The sequence below is a fragment of the Streptomyces sp. NPDC000410 genome (genome assembly GCF_040300305.1).
GTDB lineage: Bacteria > Actinomycetota > Actinomycetes > Streptomycetales > Streptomycetaceae > Streptomyces.
The window spans coordinates 38,649-57,010 of the sequence record NZ_JBEPDM010000037.1; the positions used below are offsets into that span (position 1 = coordinate 38,649).

At 71.0% G+C, this 18,362-nt stretch carries 19 protein-coding genes and 1 pseudogene; 7 read left to right on the forward strand and 13 right to left on the reverse strand.

Translation table 11 applies throughout. From position 1 onward, the window contains the following. Positions 1-53 precede the first annotated feature (53 nt). Genes ABT342_RS28165 through ABT342_RS28175 form a run of 3 tightly spaced genes read right to left on the reverse strand, consistent with a single transcriptional unit; the run spans position 54 to position 2,111 of the window. The gene (locus ABT342_RS28165) at positions 54-704 is read right to left on the reverse strand and encodes a response regulator (RefSeq protein ID WP_351579739.1); all 651 of its coding nucleotides are present in this window, start codon (positions 702-704) and stop codon (positions 54-56) included. Then, positions 701-1,909 (reverse strand): sensor histidine kinase, encoded by a 1,209-nt coding sequence (locus ABT342_RS28170; protein ID WP_351579742.1) that lies wholly within the window; start codon positions 1,907-1,909, stop codon positions 701-703. The genes ABT342_RS28165 and ABT342_RS28170 overlap by 4 nt, the downstream gene beginning before the upstream one ends. Before the next feature lie 7 nt (positions 1,910-1,916). Further along, the gene (locus ABT342_RS28175) at positions 1,917-2,111 is read right to left on the reverse strand and encodes a DUF5708 family protein (RefSeq protein ID WP_351579745.1); all 195 of its coding nucleotides are present in this window, start codon (positions 2,109-2,111) and stop codon (positions 1,917-1,919) included. Positions 2,112-2,284: 173 nt separating this feature from the next. On the opposite strand from ABT342_RS28175, the gene ABT342_RS28180 reads away from it, so the two are divergent. Further along, positions 2,285-2,905 carry a hypothetical protein gene (locus ABT342_RS28180; RefSeq protein WP_351579748.1) on the forward strand — a complete coding sequence of 207 codons (621 nt, stop codon included), beginning with the start codon at positions 2,285-2,287 and terminating at the stop codon, positions 2,903-2,905. Here the strand turns inward: ABT342_RS28180 and ABT342_RS28185 are convergent. The 3 genes and pseudogenes from ABT342_RS28185 to ABT342_RS28195 all read right to left on the reverse strand — a co-directional run bounded on the left by ABT342_RS28185 (position 2,825) and on the right by ABT342_RS28195 (position 4,919). After that, positions 2,825-3,397, reverse strand: a complete 573-nt coding sequence (locus tag ABT342_RS28185; protein WP_351579751.1) for a cob(I)yrinic acid a,c-diamide adenosyltransferase — start codon at positions 3,395-3,397, stop codon at positions 2,825-2,827. The genes ABT342_RS28180 and ABT342_RS28185 overlap by 81 nt on opposite strands. 29 nt (positions 3,398-3,426) lie before the next feature. Continuing rightward, positions 3,427-4,176 carry an ABC transporter permease gene (locus tag ABT342_RS28190; protein WP_351579754.1) on the reverse strand — a complete coding sequence of 250 codons (750 nt, stop codon included), beginning with the start codon at positions 4,174-4,176 and terminating at the stop codon, positions 3,427-3,429. A 19-nt stretch (positions 4,177-4,195) separates the two neighbouring features. Then, positions 4,196-4,919 (reverse strand): annotated as a pseudogene (locus tag ABT342_RS28195) (ABC transporter ATP-binding protein). 82 nt (positions 4,920-5,001) lie between these two features. On the opposite strand from ABT342_RS28195, the gene ABT342_RS28200 reads away from it, so the two are divergent. The 4 genes from ABT342_RS28200 (at position 5,002) to ABT342_RS28215 (ending at position 9,973) form a co-directional block, all read left to right on the forward strand. After that, the gene (locus ABT342_RS28200; RefSeq protein ID WP_351579757.1) at positions 5,002-5,643 is read left to right on the forward strand and encodes a TetR/AcrR family transcriptional regulator; all 642 of its coding nucleotides are present in this window, start codon (positions 5,002-5,004) and stop codon (positions 5,641-5,643) included. Positions 5,644-5,789: 146 nt separating this feature from the next. Continuing rightward, entirely contained in the window at positions 5,790-6,638 is an 849-nt protein-coding gene (locus ABT342_RS28205; protein ID WP_351579760.1) for a 3-hydroxyacyl-CoA dehydrogenase family protein, read from the forward strand. Between the two features lie 190 nt (positions 6,639-6,828). Beyond that, positions 6,829-7,152, forward strand: a complete 324-nt coding sequence (locus ABT342_RS28210) for an STAS domain-containing protein (protein WP_114624143.1) — start codon at positions 6,829-6,831, stop codon at positions 7,150-7,152. Between the two features lie 220 nt (positions 7,153-7,372). After that, complete coding sequence (locus ABT342_RS28215) at positions 7,373-9,973, forward strand: ATP-binding protein (RefSeq protein ID WP_351579764.1); 2,601 nt, start codon at positions 7,373-7,375, stop codon at positions 9,971-9,973. Between the two features lie 94 nt (positions 9,974-10,067). Here ABT342_RS28215 and nucS read toward each other — a convergent pair whose 3' ends face one another. After that, on the reverse strand, positions 10,068-10,739 hold the full coding sequence (nucS, locus tag ABT342_RS28220) for an endonuclease NucS (protein WP_351579766.1): 672 nt from the start codon (positions 10,737-10,739) through the stop codon (positions 10,068-10,070). A gap of 297 nt (positions 10,740-11,036) precedes the next feature. Here nucS and ABT342_RS28225 point away from each other — a divergent pair, with 297 nt between their 5' ends. After that, the gene (locus ABT342_RS28225; protein ID WP_351579769.1) at positions 11,037-11,429 is read left to right on the forward strand and encodes an SCO5389 family protein; all 393 of its coding nucleotides are present in this window, start codon (positions 11,037-11,039) and stop codon (positions 11,427-11,429) included. A gap of 319 nt (positions 11,430-11,748) precedes the next feature. Here the strand turns inward: ABT342_RS28225 and ABT342_RS28230 are convergent, their stop codons facing one another. Continuing rightward, positions 11,749-12,780: an LLM class flavin-dependent oxidoreductase gene (locus tag ABT342_RS28230; RefSeq protein WP_351579772.1), complete on the reverse strand. Its 1,032-nt coding sequence runs from the start codon at positions 12,778-12,780 to the stop codon at positions 11,749-11,751. A 213-nt stretch (positions 12,781-12,993) separates the two neighbouring features. Between ABT342_RS28230 and ABT342_RS28235 the strand changes: the two genes are divergently transcribed. Continuing rightward, positions 12,994-13,323 carry an Rv1322 family protein gene (locus ABT342_RS28235; protein WP_351579775.1) on the forward strand — a complete coding sequence of 110 codons (330 nt, stop codon included), beginning with the start codon at positions 12,994-12,996 and terminating at the stop codon, positions 13,321-13,323. 6 nt (positions 13,324-13,329) lie between these two features. Here ABT342_RS28235 and ABT342_RS28240 read toward each other — a convergent pair whose 3' ends face one another. From ABT342_RS28240 to ABT342_RS28260, 5 genes are all read right to left on the reverse strand, one after another. Beyond that, the gene (locus ABT342_RS28240) at positions 13,330-14,160 is read right to left on the reverse strand and encodes an ABC transporter permease (protein WP_351579778.1); all 831 of its coding nucleotides are present in this window, start codon (positions 14,158-14,160) and stop codon (positions 13,330-13,332) included. Further along, positions 14,157-15,311 carry an ABC transporter ATP-binding protein gene (locus ABT342_RS28245; protein ID WP_351579781.1) on the reverse strand — a complete coding sequence of 385 codons (1,155 nt, stop codon included), beginning with the start codon at positions 15,309-15,311 and terminating at the stop codon, positions 14,157-14,159. The genes ABT342_RS28240 and ABT342_RS28245 overlap by 4 nt, the downstream gene beginning before the upstream one ends. 122 nt (positions 15,312-15,433) lie before the next feature. Further along, positions 15,434-16,213: an ABC transporter permease gene (locus ABT342_RS28250; RefSeq protein WP_351579784.1), complete on the reverse strand. Its 780-nt coding sequence runs from the start codon at positions 16,211-16,213 to the stop codon at positions 15,434-15,436. 3 nt (positions 16,214-16,216) lie between these two features. Next, positions 16,217-17,179 carry an ABC transporter ATP-binding protein gene (locus ABT342_RS28255; protein ID WP_351579787.1) on the reverse strand — a complete coding sequence of 321 codons (963 nt, stop codon included), beginning with the start codon at positions 17,177-17,179 and terminating at the stop codon, positions 16,217-16,219. Between the two features lie 131 nt (positions 17,180-17,310). Then, positions 17,311-18,249, reverse strand: a complete 939-nt coding sequence (locus ABT342_RS28260) for a coiled-coil domain-containing protein (protein WP_351579790.1) — start codon at positions 18,247-18,249, stop codon at positions 17,311-17,313. Between the last annotated feature and the right edge of the window lie 113 nt (positions 18,250-18,362).

An 18,362-nucleotide genomic window follows, 5' to 3' on the forward strand; every position in this document is an offset into this window, starting at 1 on the left:
CAATCGTCAAGAGGTCCAGACCTTAGGTGTACATGCTGTGGCCGCAGCCGTGCTCAGATCCCCAACTCCTGGGCGAGCACCGCCGCTTGGACCCGGCTGCGCAGCTCCAGCTTCCCCAGCAGCCGGCTGACATGCGTCTTCACCGTCGCCTCCGCCATCTCCAGCCGTACCGCGATCTCGGCGTTCGACAGCCCCTGCCCCAGACACGCCAGCACCTCGCGCTCCCGCCGCGTCAGAACGTCCAGCACGGCGGGGTCCGGCGCGTCCGCCGACCGCAGAGGCCTCGGCGACGCGAACTCGGCGATCAGCCTGCGGGTCACGGCCGGAGCGATCAGGCCCTCGCCGCGCGCGACCGTCCGTACCGCTTCGATCAGATCTCTGGCCTCGGTGTTCTTCAGCAGGAAGCCCGCAGCGCCGGCGCGCAGCGCCCCGAACACGTACTCGTCGAGATCGAAGGTCGTCAGCACGAGAACGTCGGCCAGGCCCTCGCCGACCACCTGCCGTGTCGCCGACACCCCGTCGAGCCGGGGCATCTGGACATCCATGAGCACCAGATCGGGACGCAGCTCCCGGGCCCGCGCGACCGCCTCCTCCCCGTCCGCCGCCTCGCCGACGACCTCGATGTCCGGCGCGCTGCCCAGGATCAGGACCAGCCCGGAGCGTACGGCGCTCTGGTCCTCCGCGACCACGACCCGAATCGTCATGAACTGCTGTTCCCTTCCTCGACGGGCAGCCAGGCCCGTACGTGCCAGATCTTCGTGCCGTCCGCCGCCGTGGCCGGCCCCGACTCGAACCGCCCGTCCAGCAGCGCCACGCGCTCGCGCATCCCGACGAGCCCCGCACCGGACCCGGGCGCCCGCGGTCCGGGCCGCTCGCCCTGATCCCCGTACGGGCTGGTCACCCGCACGGTGAAGCTCTTCGCGTCCTGGGCCAGGGCGACGCTCACCTCGCCGGGCGACGCGTGCTTGAGCGCGTTGGTCAGCGACTCCTGGACGATGCGGTACGCGGCGAGTTCGACCGGGGCCGGCAGCGGAAGGCCCGGGGTGCGGTCGTCGTCGAGGGCGAACTCCAGCCCGCTGGAGGCCCCGTTGGTCCGTGCCTGCGCGAGCAGCGCGTCCAGCCCGGACAGGGTGGGCGAGGCCGTGGGCTCCGCGTCCTCGCCGCCCTCCCGCAGCAGCCCGATCAGCCTGCGCATCTCGGCCAGCCCGTCGACGCTGTTCTCGCGGATGACGGACAGGGCGTCGCGGGTCGTCCTCGGGTCGTCGAGCGAGAGCGCCGCCGTGGAGTGGATGGCGATGGCCGACAGATGGTTGGCGACCATGTCGTGCAGCTCGCGGGCCATCCGGGCCCGCTCGGCCGTGACCGCCTGGGTACGGTCCAACTCGGCCAGCAGCGCGGTCTGCTCGGCCCGCAGCGTGGCCGCCTCGGCGGCGTCGCGATGGTTGCGCACGCTGATCCCGGTCCAGGCGGGCGCCACCGTGATCAGCCCGAAGACCAGGCCGAACAGCACGGCCTCGGCGTCCTGATAGACCACCAGCGCGGTGACGGTCACGACCGCCGTGCCGACCTCGGACAGGACGGGGATACGGCGGGCGTCGGCAGGGCTGCCGTAGAGCACGGCGGCGTACACCAGGTCCGTGAACAGCCCGATGGTGGCGATGGATCCCACGGTGAGGAACTGGTCGGCGGTCAGCGCCAGGCAGCCGATGACGAGTGCGGTGCGCGGCATGGTGCGGCGCAGCAGCGTCGCCCCGGACGCGGCCGCCAGCGGCACGAGCGCCAGCCAGCGCGGGGCCGGCAGGCCCTGCCCGGGGTGGGAGTCGAGCCTCAGCAGCCACAGCAGCAGCCCGCCGAGGAACCCGGCCACGCAGATGAGTACGTCGTCGCGGTGCGGGCGGGGGATGGTCACCGTCCCATCAAACACGGTCCGGGCCGCGCGCCGCCTGCACCAGGCCCCAGGCCACGAGCACACCGCCGGCGACCATCATCACGACACCGACCTTGGTCAGGGTGATCACCGGGGTGTCGACGCCGGCCGTGAACAGCTTGAGGGCCAGGCCGACCAGGAAGGTGAGGGCGCCCTCGGTCAGGTTCTTCGTCGCGGGAGTCATGCGAGAAGCCTAGGAACGGCGTACGGGCCGGGTCTTCCGTCCGGTGGACGAGGTGCGGGGCGCCTGCGGTACATCGAAGTGTGCAGCGCGCGTTCCTTCGTACCGCCGACGAAATCGCCGGCCCCGGCCCGGAGCATGGAGGGAAACGCCGGAAGGAAGAAGGGAGCGCGGCAGTGATCGTCATGCTGATCGCGATCTGTGAGATCGGATTCTGGGTACTCCTGGCCGCCGGACTCGCCGCCCGCTATCTGCTGCGGATGCCGCGCACCGGAGCCGCGCTGCTGCTCTGCGAACCGCTGCTGGAGGTGGTGCTGCTGGTCGTCACCGCGCTCGACCTGAAGAACGGCGCCGACCCGAGCTGGAAGCACGGCCTCGCCGCGCTCTACATCGGCTACACGGTCGGCCACGGCCACCGCACGATCACCTGGCTCGACGGCCACGCCGCCCACCGCTTCGGCGGCGGCCCCCCGCCGGTGAAGCCGCCGCGCTACGGCATGGCGCGCGCCCGCCACGAGGGCAAGGTGTGGCTGGGCACCGTCGTGGCCGCCGCCGTCGCCACCGGGCTGCTGCTGATCGCGATGTGGTACGTCGGCGACGCGTCCCGGACCACGTCCCTGACGGGGTGGATGGGCTTCGCCTGGCGGGCGGTGTTCTTCCACGGCCTGTTCGCGCTCAGCTACGCGATCTGGCCGAGGAAGAACCCCGAGTCCGCGTCAGCGCTCCCCGCCCGGGACCCAGAGGATGTCCCCGATCTCCTTGTTGGCCGTACGGGCAAGGATGAACAGCAGGTCTGACAGCCGGTTGAGATACGTCGCCGTCAGCGCGTTCATCGTCTCGCCGTGGACCTCCATCGCCGCCCACGTCGAGCGTTCCGCCCGCCTGACGACCGTGCACGCCTGGTGCAGCAGTGCCGCGCCGGGCGTGCCGCCGGGGAGGATGAAGGAGCGGAGCTTCTCCAGCTCCTCCAGGAAGCGGTCGCAGTCCGCCTCCAGTTTGTCGATGTACGACTGCTCGACCCGCAGCGGCGGATACTTCGGGTCCTCCACCACGGGCGTCGACAGGTCCGCGCCCACGTCGAACAGATCGTTCTGTACGCGGACCAGGACCTTCACGACCTCCTCCGGCAGCTGCCCGAGGGCGATGGCCGTGCCGATGACGGCGTTGGCCTCGTTGGCGTCGGCGTACGCCGAGATCCGCAGATCGGTCTTGGCCGTGCGGCTCATGTCGCCGAGCGCCGTCGTGCCCTTGTCGCCGGTGCGTGTGTAGATGCGCGTCAGATTGACCATGCGGCCAGCCTAGGCCGGTCCCGCCCCCGCTACGCCCCGGCCTTCCGGAAGACCCGCGTGCCGACGGTCACGGCCGGCGCCGCGAACCCGGCCGCGACGAGCACCCCGTACAGCATCGACACCGTCGCGTACTCGCCGACGTACGCGTCCCGCACCGCGTCCACCAGGTAGCGGAACGGCACGAAGTGCGAGAGCACGTCGAGCCAGCCGGGCGCCAGCCCCATCGGCAGCATCAGCCCGGACAGCAGCATCGACGGCATCGACACGGCGTTGATGACCGGCCCGAACTCCTGGGGTGAGGAGAGCTTCAGCGCCAGCGCGTAGGACAGCGGCGCGAGCGCGACCGTCAGTACGGCGACGAAGGCGAAGCCGATCAGGATGCCGCCGAGCGGCGCCCGCAGCCCCATCGCGACGGCCGCGAGCACCAGCAGCACCGCCTGGAAGACGAACAGCGCGGCATCGCGCAGGACCCGGCCGAGCAGCAGCGCGAGCCTGCTCACGGGAGCGACCAGCATCCGCTCGACCACGCCCGACTGCTGGTCGAGGATGACGGCGAAACCGGCGAACGAGACGCCGAACAACCCGAGTTGGAGCAATAGCCCGGGGACGAGGACCTGCCAGGAGTCGCCCTTGGAGCCGAGCGGGAGACCGGTCAGCAGCGGGCCGAAGAAGAGCAGGTACAGCAGCGGCATCAGCACGCCGAAGAGGATCTGGAACTTGGACCGCAGGGTCGCGCGGGCGTACCGGCCGAAGATCAGCGCGGTGTCGTGGATCAGCAAAGGGGGCTCCTGACAGGGCCTAGACGGCGAGGGGGGTGGCGTCCACCGGGGCGGGGCCGCGCCCGGTGATGGCGAGGAAGGCGTCCTGGAGGGAGGCGGTGGCCGAGCCGACGTGCCGCTCCTTGAGTGCGGCGGGGGTGCCGTCCGCCACCACCACGCCCTTGTCGACGACGAGCCGGTCGGAGAGCTCGTCGGCCTCGTCGAGGTAGTGGGTGGTGAGAAAGACGGTGGTGCCGTGCTCGTCACGCAGCCGGCGGACCAGCTTCCACAGCTCGGCCCGGCTGCCCGGGTCGAGACCGGTCGTCGGCTCGTCGAGGAAGAGCACCTCGGGCCGGTGCGTCAGGCCCATCGCGATGTCGAGCCGCCGCCGCTGCCCGCCGGAGAGCGCCGCGCACGGGCGGTCCAGCAGTGCGGTCAGGCCCAGGTCGCGGGCCAGCTCGTCGGCGCGGGCGAGGGCCTCGGCCTTGGGGGCGCGGTGCAGCCGTGCCTGCGTGACCAGCTCCTCGCGTACGGAGAGCTGCGGGTCGACGCCGCCGGTCGGCGGCAGCAGCGTGGTGAGCATCCGCAGGGTGGTGGTCTTGCCCGCACCTCCCCCATAGCCCTTCGGGCATGGGAGGTGCCCCCAGGCCGAGGAAGCCGACGATCTCGCCGGAGCGCACGGTCAGGTCGATGCCGCGTACGGCCTCGACCGTGCCGTTCCTGGTGTGAAAGGTCCGGGCGAGCCCGGCCGCACTGATTGTCATACCGTCAGGAAAACAGAGTCACTTGAAATTTGCAATGACTCCAAGTTTTCATCGGGCCCAGTGATGCCTCTACGATGGGGCCATGGCAGAGGGGTTGAGGGAACGCAAGAAGCGGCAGACCAGGCAGCACATCTCGGATGTGGCCACCGGGCTGTTCCTGGAGCGCGGCTTCGACGCCGTGACCATCGCCGAGATCGCCGAAGCCGCCGACGTGTCCGTCAACACCGTCTACAACTACTTCCCGGCCAAGGAGGACCTCTTCCTCGACCGCGGCGCGAGCATCGTCGACCGCCTCGCGCGGTACGTACGCGGCCGCCGCAAGGGAGAATCCGCCTGCGACGCCGTCCTGCGCGAACTGCGGGAAGCCGCCGAGAGCGTCGCGCCGTCCATCGGGCTCTTCGAGGGCTACGCCTCCTTCATGCGGGTCGTCCAGGAGGCCCACACGCTGCGCTCCCGGCTCTGGCGGATCCAGCAGGACCAGCTGGAGAACCTGGAGGAGGCCCTCAGGGAGGAGACCGGCGCCGCCCCGGACGACCCGCTGCCCACCCTCGTGGCCGGTCAGCTCTCCTGGATCCACAGCACCCTGATGGGGTGTATCGGGCGCGAGATGGTCGCCGGCCGCAAGGCCACCGTCGTCTCCCGCGAAGCCCTCGTGCTCCTCGACGAGATGGAGGAGCTGCTGGGGGAGAAGGTGCGGACCTATGCCGTACGGGCGGCGGAGTGACCCGCGCACGTGTCCATCGGTGCCGCACCGGTGTGATGTCCGTCATGTGAGACGTGACGCGTATCTCTTCGTCGCCACAGCGCGCCTCACGGGCGCTAACCTCCGGCAGAGATCCGATAGGTAAACGTCTGTTAAGGGGTGCAGTAGTGGCCAGGAAGCTCGCCGTCATCGGCGCCGGACTCATGGGGTCCGGTATCGCGCAGGTCTCCGCCCAGGCGGGCTGGGACGTCGTCCTGCGTGACGTCACCGACGCGGCCCTGACCCGCGGCACCGACGGCATCAAGGCCTCGTACGACAAGTTCGTCGCCAAGGGCAAGCTCGAAGCCGCCGACGCCGAGGCGGCGTTGGCCCGCATCACCACGACCACCGACCTCGACGCCGTCGCCGACGCGGACATCGTCGTCGAGGCGGTCTTCGAGAAGCTCGAGGTCAAGCACGAGATCTTCCGCGCCCTCGACAAGCTCGTACGGGACGACGCGGTCCTCGCCTCCAACACCTCCGCCATCCCGATCACGAAGATCGCGGCCGTGACGGAGCGTCCGGAGCGCGTCGTCGGCGCGCACTTCTTCTCGCCCGTCCCGATGATGCAGCTGTGCGAGCTCGTCCGCGGCTACAAGACCAGCGACGAAACCCTCGCCATCACCCGCGAGTTCGCCGAGTCCGTCGGCAAGACCTGCATCGTCGTCAACCGCGACGTCGCCGGTTTCGTCACCACCCGGCTCATCTCGGCCCTCGTCGTCGAGGCCGCGAAGCTGTACGAATCGGGCGTCGCGACCGCCGAGGACATCGACATCGCCTGCAAGCTCGGCTTCGGGCACGCCATGGGCCCGCTGGCGACGGCCGACCTGACCGGCGTCGACATCCTGCTGCACGCCACCAGCAACATCTACACCGAGTCGCAGGACGAGAAGTTCGCCCCGCCGGAGCTGATGCGCCGGATGGTGGACGCCGGTGATATCGGCCGCAAGAGCGGGCAGGGGTTCTACAAGCACTGAGCACGTACCGGACCGGCTGAACCGGTGGCGAACCGGTACTGAACCGAACTGGGCCATGAGGTATCACCCCATGGGGTGAATTCGGTATCGGTTCGCTTACAGGCGGCAACTTCTGGACCCACACGACAGTCAGTTGTGGAAAGCAGTAGTTGAAGCATCTGACCAAACGGAGCACTCTCGGGGAGCGCATATGCACATCAGGGGCGACCATGCCGAGCTGGTCGTCGGGGGCCGCCTCGACGTCCGCAGCGCGGCGGACGCCCGTACGGTCCTGCACTCGGCCGTCGACGACGGAGTCGGTGACCTCGTGCTCGACCTGACCGGTCTCGACTCCTGGGACGCCACCGGGCTCGGGGTCATCATGGGCGCGCACCGGCGAGCCGGCCGCTGCGGCAGGCGGCTCGTCCTGCGCGGCGTACCGCCCCAGATGCAGCGCCTCCTGGTGGCCACCCGCCTGCACCGGATTCTGGCCATCGAGGGTGGAATCGCCGCAGAATCCTTGCCTCGGGTCTGACGGGGCCATCCAGGCAGGACGCACAATCCTCACGAGACTGTGACGTCCTGGGCGGCACGGCACCCCGCCTGTTCCCGGATACTGACCCAAGGTCTAGGGTGCGGTGGCCTGCCGATTGACGGACCCATACGGCGGGCACCGGACCAGAAGCGACAGCGGAGCGTGCAGACAGGCCGGGAGGGGCTTCTCAACACGCCACGCCATCTGGGGGGCTTTGACCATGGACCCGATGAACCGGGGGCCGGAATCGTACGGCCATGACAACGACCGCCTCGACGACGCCGAGGGCGTCGCCCCGCGCGCCCCGCGCGACCCGGCGACGGCCGACTTCGGGCAGCAGAAGCCCGCGCTCGCCCGCACCGCCCGGCTCGTCTCCGGCGACTTCCTGCTCACCGTCAACCCCATCGACGGCAGTGAGATAGAGCCCTGCCCGCCCGGCGAACAGCCCGCCGCTCCGGTCCGCCACAGCGCCGACGAGCGCGACGAGATGCGCCGCGCGGCCAAGCCGCCGCTGCCGCCGGGTCCGTCCGGCCCGCCGCTGCCGCTGCTGGAGCGCGGGGAGGAGCGAGAGCGGCTGGTACGGCTGCTCGGGCGCGGCCGCTCGGTCCGGCTGACCGGCCCCGCGGGCTCCGGACGCACGGCCCTGCTCGACGCGATCGCCACCGACTGCGCCGACCTCGCACCCGACGGGGTCGTCCGTCTCTCCGGCTACCACCGCACGCCCACCGAGCTGCTGTACGAACTCCTCACCGCCGTCCACAGCGCACCGCTGCACCGCCCCGACCGGGCCGGACTGCTCGAGCTGGTCCGTGACATCGGCGCCGTCGTCGTCCTCGATGACCTGGAGTTCGGCGGCACCGCGCTCGACGAGCTGCTCGACGCCACCCCCGAGTGCGCCTTCGTGCTCGCCGCCACCCCCGACGTCGCGGCGCCCTCGGCCGACTCGCACCTCGAAGAGGTCTTCCTCCAGGGGCTCGGCCGCAGCACCGCGCTGGAACTGCTGGAGCGGGCCGTCGAGCGGCCGCTCACCGACGACGAGGCGAACTGGGCGGGTGACCTCTGGTTCGAGTCGGAGGGCCTGCCGCTGCGGTTCGTCCAGGCCGGTGCGCTGCTGCGGCAGCGCGACGCCCTGCGCGCCCCGGACCCGGACGGCGACGGGGACGACGTGTTCGCCGACGGGCACGACGTCCCGCTGCCGACGCTGGGGGAGGGCGCCGCGCCCGCCGCGCTGCTGGCCTCCCGGCTCAGCGAATCGGCGCGCGACACCCTGCGGTTCGCCGTCGCGCTCGGCGGCGAGATCCCGCACCAGGCGCATCTGCCCGCGCTCGTCGGGGACACCCACGCGGACGCGGCGCTCGGCGAGCTGACCGGCTCCGGACTGCTCACCCCCGTCGGCTCCCGCTACCGGCTGGCCGCGGGCGTCGCGGCCCAGCTGGTGGCCGCCGGCTACGGCGAGGGCTCGGTCACCCGCGCCCACACCGCCGCCCAGCACTACGCCTGGTGGGCAGGCCACCCCTCGGTGGCGCCCGAGCGGGCCGCCGCCGAGGCGGACGCGGTCCTCGCGGCGATGACCGCGCTGGTGCCGGGCCGCGACGCCGGGCACCCCAGCGCGGCCGTCCTGCTCGCCCGCAGCGCCGCCCCCGCCTTCGCGGCGGGGCTGCACTGGGGCGCCTGGGAGCGCGCCCTGCGCACCGGCCAGGAGGCTGCCAGGCTCGCGGGTGAGGTCGCCGAGGAGGCGTACTTCCACCATGAGCTGGGCGTGCTCGCACTGTGCTCGGGGAACCTCGACCGGGCCCGCGCCGAGCTGGAGGCGTCCATCGCGCTGCGCGGCGCGCTCGCCGACAAGCGCGGTACGGTCGCGGGCCGACGGGCCCTCGCCCTGGTCGCGGACCGCGCCGGAGGCCCGGTCCACGGCGGTCGCACCCCGGCCGGCGAGGAGGTTCCGGCCGCGCGCTACGAGGAGTCGGCGTCCCCGCCCGGGGGCGTTCCGGCCGCGCTCGGGCTGCCGCCGCGGCCGGACGAGACCCTGGTCACCCGCCGCGAGACGCCGCCGCCGGTGCCCGTGGGCGCCCGCCGCACGATCTTCTCCGGCGCCCGCCGCAACCTGATCGCGGCCGGCGCGGGCGCGCTGCTCGCCGCCGTACTCGGCACGGTGGTGACGCTCGGGGCGACGTCCGGCGAAGGCGACGGGCCCGCGAAGCAGGTGACGAACGAGCAGTCGGCGAACGAGGACACCGGCAGCGACGGCCTCAACGCCGACGAGCCCGCCAAGGACTCCACCCACAGCCCCGACGACGGCACGACGGGCGGCGGTACGGGCGGCTCCTCCGACGACCCCTCCCGCACCCCGTCCGACGTCCCGCCCAACGTCCCCGCCAAGCCCGGCGAGAGCGGCTCGGCGGGCGACCCGACGACTCCGGGTGGCGGCAGCACGTCGACGACGGGCGGAAGCGGAAGCGCCAGCGGGAGCGGCTCGTCGTCCACCACGGGTGGCACGACGGGCGGCACGTCGACGACGGGCGGTACGACCGGCTCGCCGTCGAGCGGTGGCACGTCCACGGGCACGTCGACCGGTTCGACCGGCACGCCGAGCAGCGGGGGCACGTCGACGGGCACGACCACCGGCACCACGGAGGGCGGTACGTCGACCGGTTCGACCGGCACCCCGACCAGTGGCGGTACGTCGACGGGTACGACCACGGGCAGCACGGAGGGCGGCACCTCCACGGGCACGACCACCGGCACCACGGAGGGCGGCACGACCACCGGCACCACGGACGGCGGCGCGGGCAGCCCCAGCGGCTCGGCTTCGAGCAGCTAGCGCGAACTGAAACGCCGGACCGGCTCCTTTGGAGCCGGTCCGGCGTTCGAAGGACACGGCCGAAGGCCGTACGGGGCCGCCCCCGCCCCGCCCGTCAGAACAGACGAAGCTTGTCGTCCTCGATGCCGCGCAGGGCGTCGTAGTCCAGCACCACGCACCCGATGCCCCGGTCCGTCGCCAGCACCCGCGCCTGCGGCTTGATCTCCTGGGCCGCGAAAACGCCGCGGACCGGCGCGAGATGGGGGTCGCGGTTCAGCAGGTCCAGATAACGGGTGAGCTGCTCGACGCCATCGATCTCACCGCGTCGCTTGATCTCCACCGCCACCGTCGCCCCGTCCGCGTCCCGGCACAGGATGTCCACGGGGCCGATGGCCGTGGGGTACTCGCGCCGGATGAGGCTGTATCCGTCGCCGAGTGTCTCGATCCGGTCCGCGAGGAGCTCCTGGAGGTGCGCTTCCACGCCGTCCTTGATGAGGCCGGGGTCGACACCCAGCTCGTGCGACGAGTCGTGGAGGATCTCCTCCATCGTGATGATCAGTTTCTCGCCCGCCTTGTTGACGACCGTCCAGACGTCAGTTCTGTCGCCGTCGCCCTCCTTCAGCGTGCACGGCGGCGACATCCAGTTCAGTGGTTTGTACGCCCGGTCGTCGGCGTGGATGGAGACGCTGCCGTCTGCCTTGACCAGGATCAGACGGGGCGCGGAGGGCAGGTGGGCGGTGAGCCGGCCCGCGTAATCCACGGAGCAGCGGGCGATGACGAGACGCATGGGGCGCAACGCTACTCGACTCATGAGGCTCCGCGCGATTCCTCACTCCCCACCCGTCACGGCACCCTCGCCGCGCCTGGCCGAGACCCTTCGGGTCGCCCGTCTTGTCCCCCTTCGTTAATGGCCGGTTGTGTTCCCAATCTCCTGGTGCGGACCAGACAGCGCGCTTAACGTGGAAGCAGGAGGTCGTCGGCCGTGCACTCTGCGTTGCCATGATCGGCCGTGCTCAGCCGTGCGCCGACGCCCTCCTTCCCTGCCCGTAAGACTCCGGTACCCGGGGTCGCGAGAGGAGAACCCATGTCGCTCGACGTCTCACCGGCGCTGTTGGAACAGGCCGAGCGAGGCGAGGTCGACGAAGCTGCATTCGTCGACTGCGTCCGGACCTCCCTGCCCTTCGCATGGGAGATGATCAGCTCTCTGGTGGCTCAGCTGAAGGTGGACGGCGGCGACTTCGCCGACAACCAGACGCCTCCGCCGGACGAGCAGGCACGTGGTCAGCTGTTGCGCGCGCTCGCGAGCGACGCCATCCGGGGGGCCCTTCAGCGGCACTTCGGCGTACGGCTCGCATTCCAGAACTGCCACCGCGTCGCGGTGTTCCCGCTGGACCCCTCGGTGGACGAGCGGCTCGCCCGCTTCACTTCCGCACGGGCCCAGCTGCTCAACCAGTCGCCCGAACTGCGCGACTGCTGATGTCTTGTGCCGCCGTATCCCGGCACGGAACTACCCCGCCCGGAGGCTCCTGGCACGGAATCTCCCGGCCCGGAGCTTCCCGGCGCGGAGTGGCGGCATCAGCCGGATGACGGGCCGGCGCGGGAGTGCGGGCCGTACGAGAGTGCGGCCCGCACCCTTAGGGGGTGTCCGGCGGACCAGGCTGGGCTCGCGACGCCCTGCGACCCCGTCTCCTGCGTTGTCGTCAGTCGGCATGGCTCCGCCATGCCTCCCTCCTCCGCCTTGGATCCGAAGCCGCATGCCGCCGCTCGATGATCCAGCCTGGTCCGCCGGACACCCCCTACACGAGCAGCGGCAGTACGTCGCTGCCCAGACGCCGGACGTTCTCCTCCGTCGCCGCCAGATCGCCGGAGCCCTCGACGAGCAGCGCGAAACGCGTGATGCCGGTGCGCTCCGCGGTGGCGGCGAGCCGGTCGGCGGCCAGCCGCGGCGGGCCCACGGGATGCAGTCCGCACAGCAGCTCCGTGTACGCCACGGGATCGCGCATCGAGCGCCGGCGGCCGTCGACCGTGACATGGGCGTCGAGCCCCTTCTTCAGCCACCCCGGCATCGCCTTCAGCAGGGTCTCCTCGGCCTGGGCGCGGGTATCGGCGATCTGCGCCACCCCGGCCGACACATGCCCGGCGCCCGCGACGGCCTCCGGCGCGTGGCCGGCCGCGAGCGCGTGCCTGCGCCACAGGGCGACCATCTCCGCCTTGTCGTCGTCGCCGCAGTGCATGCCGAGGAGCATGGGCAGCCCGCGCTCGGCGGCCAGCCGTACGCTCGTCGGGGACGTACACGCGACGATCACCTCCGGCCCCTCGCCCGCACCGCCGATGAGTTCGTCCGGCCTTGGTACGACGGCGACTTCACGGAAGCTGAATCGTTCTCCCTGGGCGGACACCCGGGCATCGCGCAGCCATCGCCGCAGCAGATCCAGCGACTCGGGGAAGCCGTCCTCGTACGCCGGGAGACCGGAGCCGAAGACCTCCAGATCGACCCAGGGCCCGCCCCGGCCCACTCCGAGCGAGAACCGTCCCCCGGATGTGAGGTGCAGCAGAGCGGCCTGCTCGCCGAGCGCCACCGGGTGGACCGTCGGCAGCACGCTCACCGCCGTGCCCACCCGGATCCGCTCGGTGCGGCCGAGCAGCAGCGCGGCCAGGGTCACCGCCGACGGGCAGACGCCGTACGGCACGAAGTGGTGCTCGGCCAGCCAGACCGAGTCGAGTCCCGACGCCTCGGCGGCCTCGGCGGACCGTACGGCCCGGTGCAGTGCCTCCCCCTGGCCCTGGCCCGGGAACTGGGCGGCCAGTACAAAAGCTCCAACGCGCATCGCCTTCTGCCTCCTTGCGGCCGACGCGGCACTCCCCCCTCGCAGGCAACAACGCCCCGCACGTGCCAAAGGCACGGCCACACGTGAAGTTGTTGCGATTTTCCGGTAACTGGCCCCTACGGGTGCCGTGCTCCGGGCCGATGGGAGGCGCCTACCCGCCGCCGCGGACCGTACGCTGGAGGGAACTGTCCGTTCTGCCCGTGAGGTGTTCACGTGTCCCCGCGCCGCAACCGCCCCCGAGGCGGCGAGAATCCGACCGACCGCGCGAGCGAGCCGGGCGACCGCTACGGCGGTGTGCAGCGCACGGAGAGCTGGCAGGGCGAGGAGTGGTGCGTACGTCATGTCGCCGGAGCGAGCGCCGTCGGCAAGCGCTATCGCTGCCCCGGATGCGACCAGGAGATCCCCTCAGGCACGCCGCACGTGGTGGCCTGGCCCGAGTACGGGGGTGTGGAGGACCGGCGGCACTGGCACAAGGCGTGCTGGAACGCGAAGGACCGCCGCACCTCGCGGGTGCAGCGGTCCCGTAACGCGCCGAGGTACTGAAGCCGCTCAGACGTCGCGGCTCTGCAGCGTGAGGTACGCGCCGCCCATCGCGACGGCGGCCGCCCCGAGCATGATCCACATCGGCTCCCAGCCCGCGGGGCCGGTCCCGTCCGGCGTGGCCTCGCTGTAGAGCGCGATGATCTGGCTCGGGATCGAGTAGTCCAGCAGCACCCGCTGGATCTCCACCAGCGACTCCGAGAACATGAACATGGCCGCCACCAGCGGGAGCAGCATCAGACCGATCATGAGCGTGATCGCGCCCGCCGAGTGACGGATCATCGCCCCGACGGCCAGGGCCAGCAGCCCGAGCAGCGCGATGAACAGGCCCACACCCACGGTCGCGCGCAGCCACTCCTGGCCGGTCGGCTCGGCGGCGTCCACGAGGGCCACCTGGACCACGGCGACGAAGCCGGCGGTCAGCGTGGTGACGGTGAAGACCAGCAGGAAGAAGACGAGCGCCTTGGCGGTCAGCACCCGGGCGCGGCTGGGGCACGCCGTCAGCGTCGTACGGATCATGCCGGTGCCGTACTCGGAGGCGATCGTGAGCACGCCGAGCGTGATGACACAGATCGATCCGAGCAGCACACCGAAGAAGCCGAGGGGGAGGGCCGACTCGCCCTCGGTGCTGACGCCGGAGCTCGCGACGATCGCGGCGAAACCCAGACCGATACCGGCCATCAGGAGGATCATGACGCCGAGCGTCCACATCGTGGACCGCACGGACCGGATCTTGGTCCACTCGGAGGCGAGGGCGTCGCCCAGGTGCGCCTTGCGCACCGGGATGGGCGAGGCGTAGCCGACGCCCGGCTGCTGCTGGTGATGGGTGGGGGCGGTCATCGGGCGTCCTCGGGCTTGGTCAGGTCGGCGGCGGGCGCGGGCGCGGGCGGGGCTTCGGCGGGGGCGGCAGGCGGCGCGACGGGCGGGGCGCCGACGGGTGCGCCGGGGGCGGCGTACGGGTTCTGTCCGGGCGGCGGCGGGGCGTACCAGCCCTGCTGCGGTACGTCGGGGGCGGCGACGGGCTGCGCCGCGTACCCCATCGGCTGCTGCTGCATCAGACCGGCCCGCTGGTCGTTCGTCGAGCGGTAGTCCACGGCGCCCTGCGTCATCCGCATGTACGCCTCCTCCAGCGAGGCCTGGTGCGGCGAGAGCTCCCAGAGCCGGACATCGGCCCCGTGCGCCAGGTCGCTGATCGTCGGCAGCGCCAGTCCGGTCACCCGCAGGGCCCCGTCCGCCTCCGGCATGACCTGCCCGCCGGCCTCGGTGAGGACGCCCGTCAGCTTCTCCCGCTGCTGCGGCTCGGTGTGCGGCGTACGCACCCGCGCGAAGTCCGCGGAGTTGTTCGAGATGAAGTCCTTGACGCTCATGTCCGCGAGCAGCTGCCCGCGCCCGATCACGATCAGGTGGTCGGCGGTGAGGGCCATCTCGCTCATCAGGTGCGAGGAGACGAAGACGGTACGGCCCTCGGCGGCCAGCTGCTTCATCAGGTTGCGCACCCAGAGGATGCCCTCGGGGTCGAGGCCGTTGACCGGCTCGTCGAAGAGCAGCACCTGCGGGTCGCCGAGCAGCGCCGCCGCGATGCCGAGCCGCTGCCCCATACCCAGCGAGAAGCCCTTGGAACGCCGCTTCGCGACATCCTGCAGACCGACGACGCCGAGCACCTCGTCGACCCGGCGGGCCGGGATGCCGGAGAGCTGCGCGAGCGACAGCAGATGGTTCCGCGCGCTTCGCCCGCCGTGCACGGCCTTGGCGTCGAGCAGCGCGCCGACCTGACGCGGTGCGTTCGGCAGCTGCCGGAAGGGGTGGCCGCCGATCGTGACGTGGCCGGAAGTCGGTGCGTCAAGACCGAGGATCATGCGCATGGTCGTCGACTTGCCGGAACCGTTGGGCCCGAGAAAGCCGGTGACGGAACCCGGCCGCACCTGGAAGGAAAGGTTGTACACGGCCGTCTTGGCGCCGTAGCGCTTCGTCAGGCCGACTGCCTCGATCATTCTCCAGCCCCATCGACAGTTCAGGTCGTCGGGGCACTGACCGCAGCCGGCCGCACGCCCCCGTAAGAGTTAGGAGGATATCCAGCTCTTGACGGTTCCGCCCAAGCCGATCCTGTGCTGTGTCACGCATCCCGCTTCTTGAGGACCACGAACCCGCCGATGAGCGCGCCCGCGACCCAGAGCAGCATGATGCCGAGCCCGCCCCACGGTCCGTAGGGGGCCTCCTCCGTGTTCAGCGCGGACGGCACCACCTGCATGATCTTGGATCCGGCCTGGTCGGGGAAGTAGCGGGCGACGTCCTTCGCGTACGGGACCTGCGACAGGATCTGCGAGACCAGGAAGAAGAACGGCATCAGGATGCCCAGCGACAGCATCGAGCTGCGCAGCATCGCCGCGACCCCCATCGAGAAGACCGCGATCAGCCCCATGTAGAGCCCGCCGCCGACCACCGCGCGCAGGACGTTCTCCTCGCCGATGGTCGTACGGTGCTCTCCCAGCAGGGCCTGGCCGAGGAAGAAGGTGAGGAAGCTGGTCGCGAGGCCCACCGCGAGCGCCAGCAGCCCCGCCACCGTGATCTTGCTGAAGAGGAAGGTGGCGCGCTGCGGAACGGCCGCCAGTGACGTACGGATCATTCCGGAGCTGTACTCCGTGCCGACGACGAGGACGCCGAAGACGACCATCGCGAGCTGCCCCAGCACCATCCCGGAGAAACTGATCAGGGTCGGGTCGAACGTGGCCTGCTCGAGCTCCGACATGTCGTCGAACGTCGCCGCCACCAGCGCGCAGAGCGCGGCGCTCAGCGCGACCGTCACGGCGAGGGCGCTGACCAGGGTCCAGGTGGTGGAGGAGACCGTACGGATCTTGGTCCACTCGGACTGGAGAACGGCGGGTACCGATGCCATGGGTCAGGCTTCCTTTCCGGTGCCGATGCCGGTTTCAGCGGCCGTGCCGGTGCCGGTTTCGGTGGAGTGCGCGTGGTACTCCACCGAGCCCGCCGTCATCTGCATGAACGCCTCCTCCAGCGAGGCCCGCTGAGCGCTCAGCTCGTGCAGCACGATCCGGTGCCGCGCCGCCAGTTCGCCGAGCTCCTCGGTCGTGGCGCCGTCGATCTCCAGCGTGCCGTTGCCCGATTCGATGGCGGTCAGGCCGGATTCGTGCAGGATGTCGCGCAGTCGTTCCTGCTGAGGCGAGCGGAGCCGGACATAACTGCGGGAGTTCTGATGGATGAAATCCGCCATTGACGTATCGGCGAGCAACCGGCCCTGGCCGATCACGATCAAGTGATCGGCCGTGAGTGCCATTTCGCTCATCAGGTGAGACGAGACGAAGATCGTTCTACCCTCGGCGGCGAGCTGTTTCATCAGATGGCGGATCCAGTGAATTCCCTCGGGGTCCAGACCATTGGCAGGCTCGTCGAAGAGCAGTACGCGCGGATCACCGAGCAACGCGGCGGCGATTCCCAGCCGCTGGCCCATACCGAGCGAGAACCCCTTGGACTTCTTCCTGGCCACCGCCGTCAGCCCGACGATGTCGAGCACGTCCGCCACGCGCTGCGCCGGGATCCGGTTCGCCTGCGCCAGACAGAGCAGATTGTTGTACGCGGTGCGGCCGCCGTGCATGGCCTTCGCGTCCAGCAGCGCGCCGACGTACTTGAGCGGCTCCTGAAGCTCCCGGTAGTGCTTGCCGTCGATGCGGACGGACCCGCTGGTGGGGTTGTCCAGATCGAGCATCATGCGCATGGTCGTCGACTTGCCCGCTCCGTTCGGCCCGAGGAAGCCGGTGATGACACCGGGCCGGACGTGGAAGGAGAGATGGTCGACCGCGACCTTGTCGCCGAAGTGCTTGGTGAGGCCTTCGAGCTCGATCATGCGTTCACGTTACGGGCGCGGGGTGGCCGCCGCTACCGGATCCGCCTGATTTGGTACACCCGCACACACGTGTGCCCGGCACCATGACGGTGCCGGGCACACGAGGTTCGTACGAGGCTGCCGACAGGCGACTAGCGCGACTGCTGGGCCGGGACGCCCCGCGAGATCGGCTCGTCGTCCGCCGGGGTGCCCGCCGCGGCGACCGCGGCGCCCGTCAGCGTGGCCAGCATCTCGCGGACGTTGGTCAGCTGCGCGTTGATGGAGTCGCGGCGGTTCGTCAGCGCCGCCAGCTCGCGCTCCGATTCCGAACGGATCCGGTCCGCCTTGGCGTTCGCGTCGGCCACGATGTCCTCGGCCTGCCGCTGCGCCGTCTCCACCGTCTGACGGGCCCGGCGCTCCGCGTCCGTGCGCAGCTTCTCGGCCTCCAGGCGCAGCTGCTCCGCGCGGTGCTCGATCTCCGCGAGCCGCTTCTCCGCCTTCGCCTGACGCGACGCCAGGTCCCGCTCGGACTGCTCCCGGCGCTTCGCCAGGTTCGTCTCGAAGTCGGCAGCGGCCTGCGCGGCCTTCGCGCGGGTCTCCTCGAAGAGGGCGTCCGCCTCCTCGCGCTTGGACTGCGCGTCCTTCTGCGCCTCGGCACGCAGCGAGTTCGCCTCGCCCTGGGCCTTCTCGACGATCCGGACGCCCTCGTCCTCGGCCTTCGCCTTGCGGTCCGCCGCGAACGACTCCGCGTCGTTGCGCACCTGCTGCGCGGCCGACTCGGCGAGCTCACGGTGCTGCTCGGCGGCGCGACGGGCCTCCTCGCGCAGGTCCTTCGCCTCCTCCTCGGCGAGACGGAGGATCTTCTCGACACGCGCACCGAGCCCGGCGTACGACGGCTCGGCGTCGGTGACCTGGGCCTGGGCATTCTGCGTTTCGAGGTGGAGCTCCTCGATGCGCTTTTCCAGAGAGGTGATCCGTGCGAGAGCACTGTCACGGTCGGCGACGAGTTTGGTAATGCGGTCGTCCACCTGACCGCGGTCGTACCCACGCCGCACGAGCTCGAAGCCGAAGGGGGAGGAAGTGTCGCTCATGGGGTTCCTGTCGAATGAGACCGGTGAGGTGATAGGGGGAATCCTAGGGGCCGAAGCGGCGTGTCATCGAGCGGATGCCCGTTTGATATGGAGAATGTCCAGCCTTTTGAGTG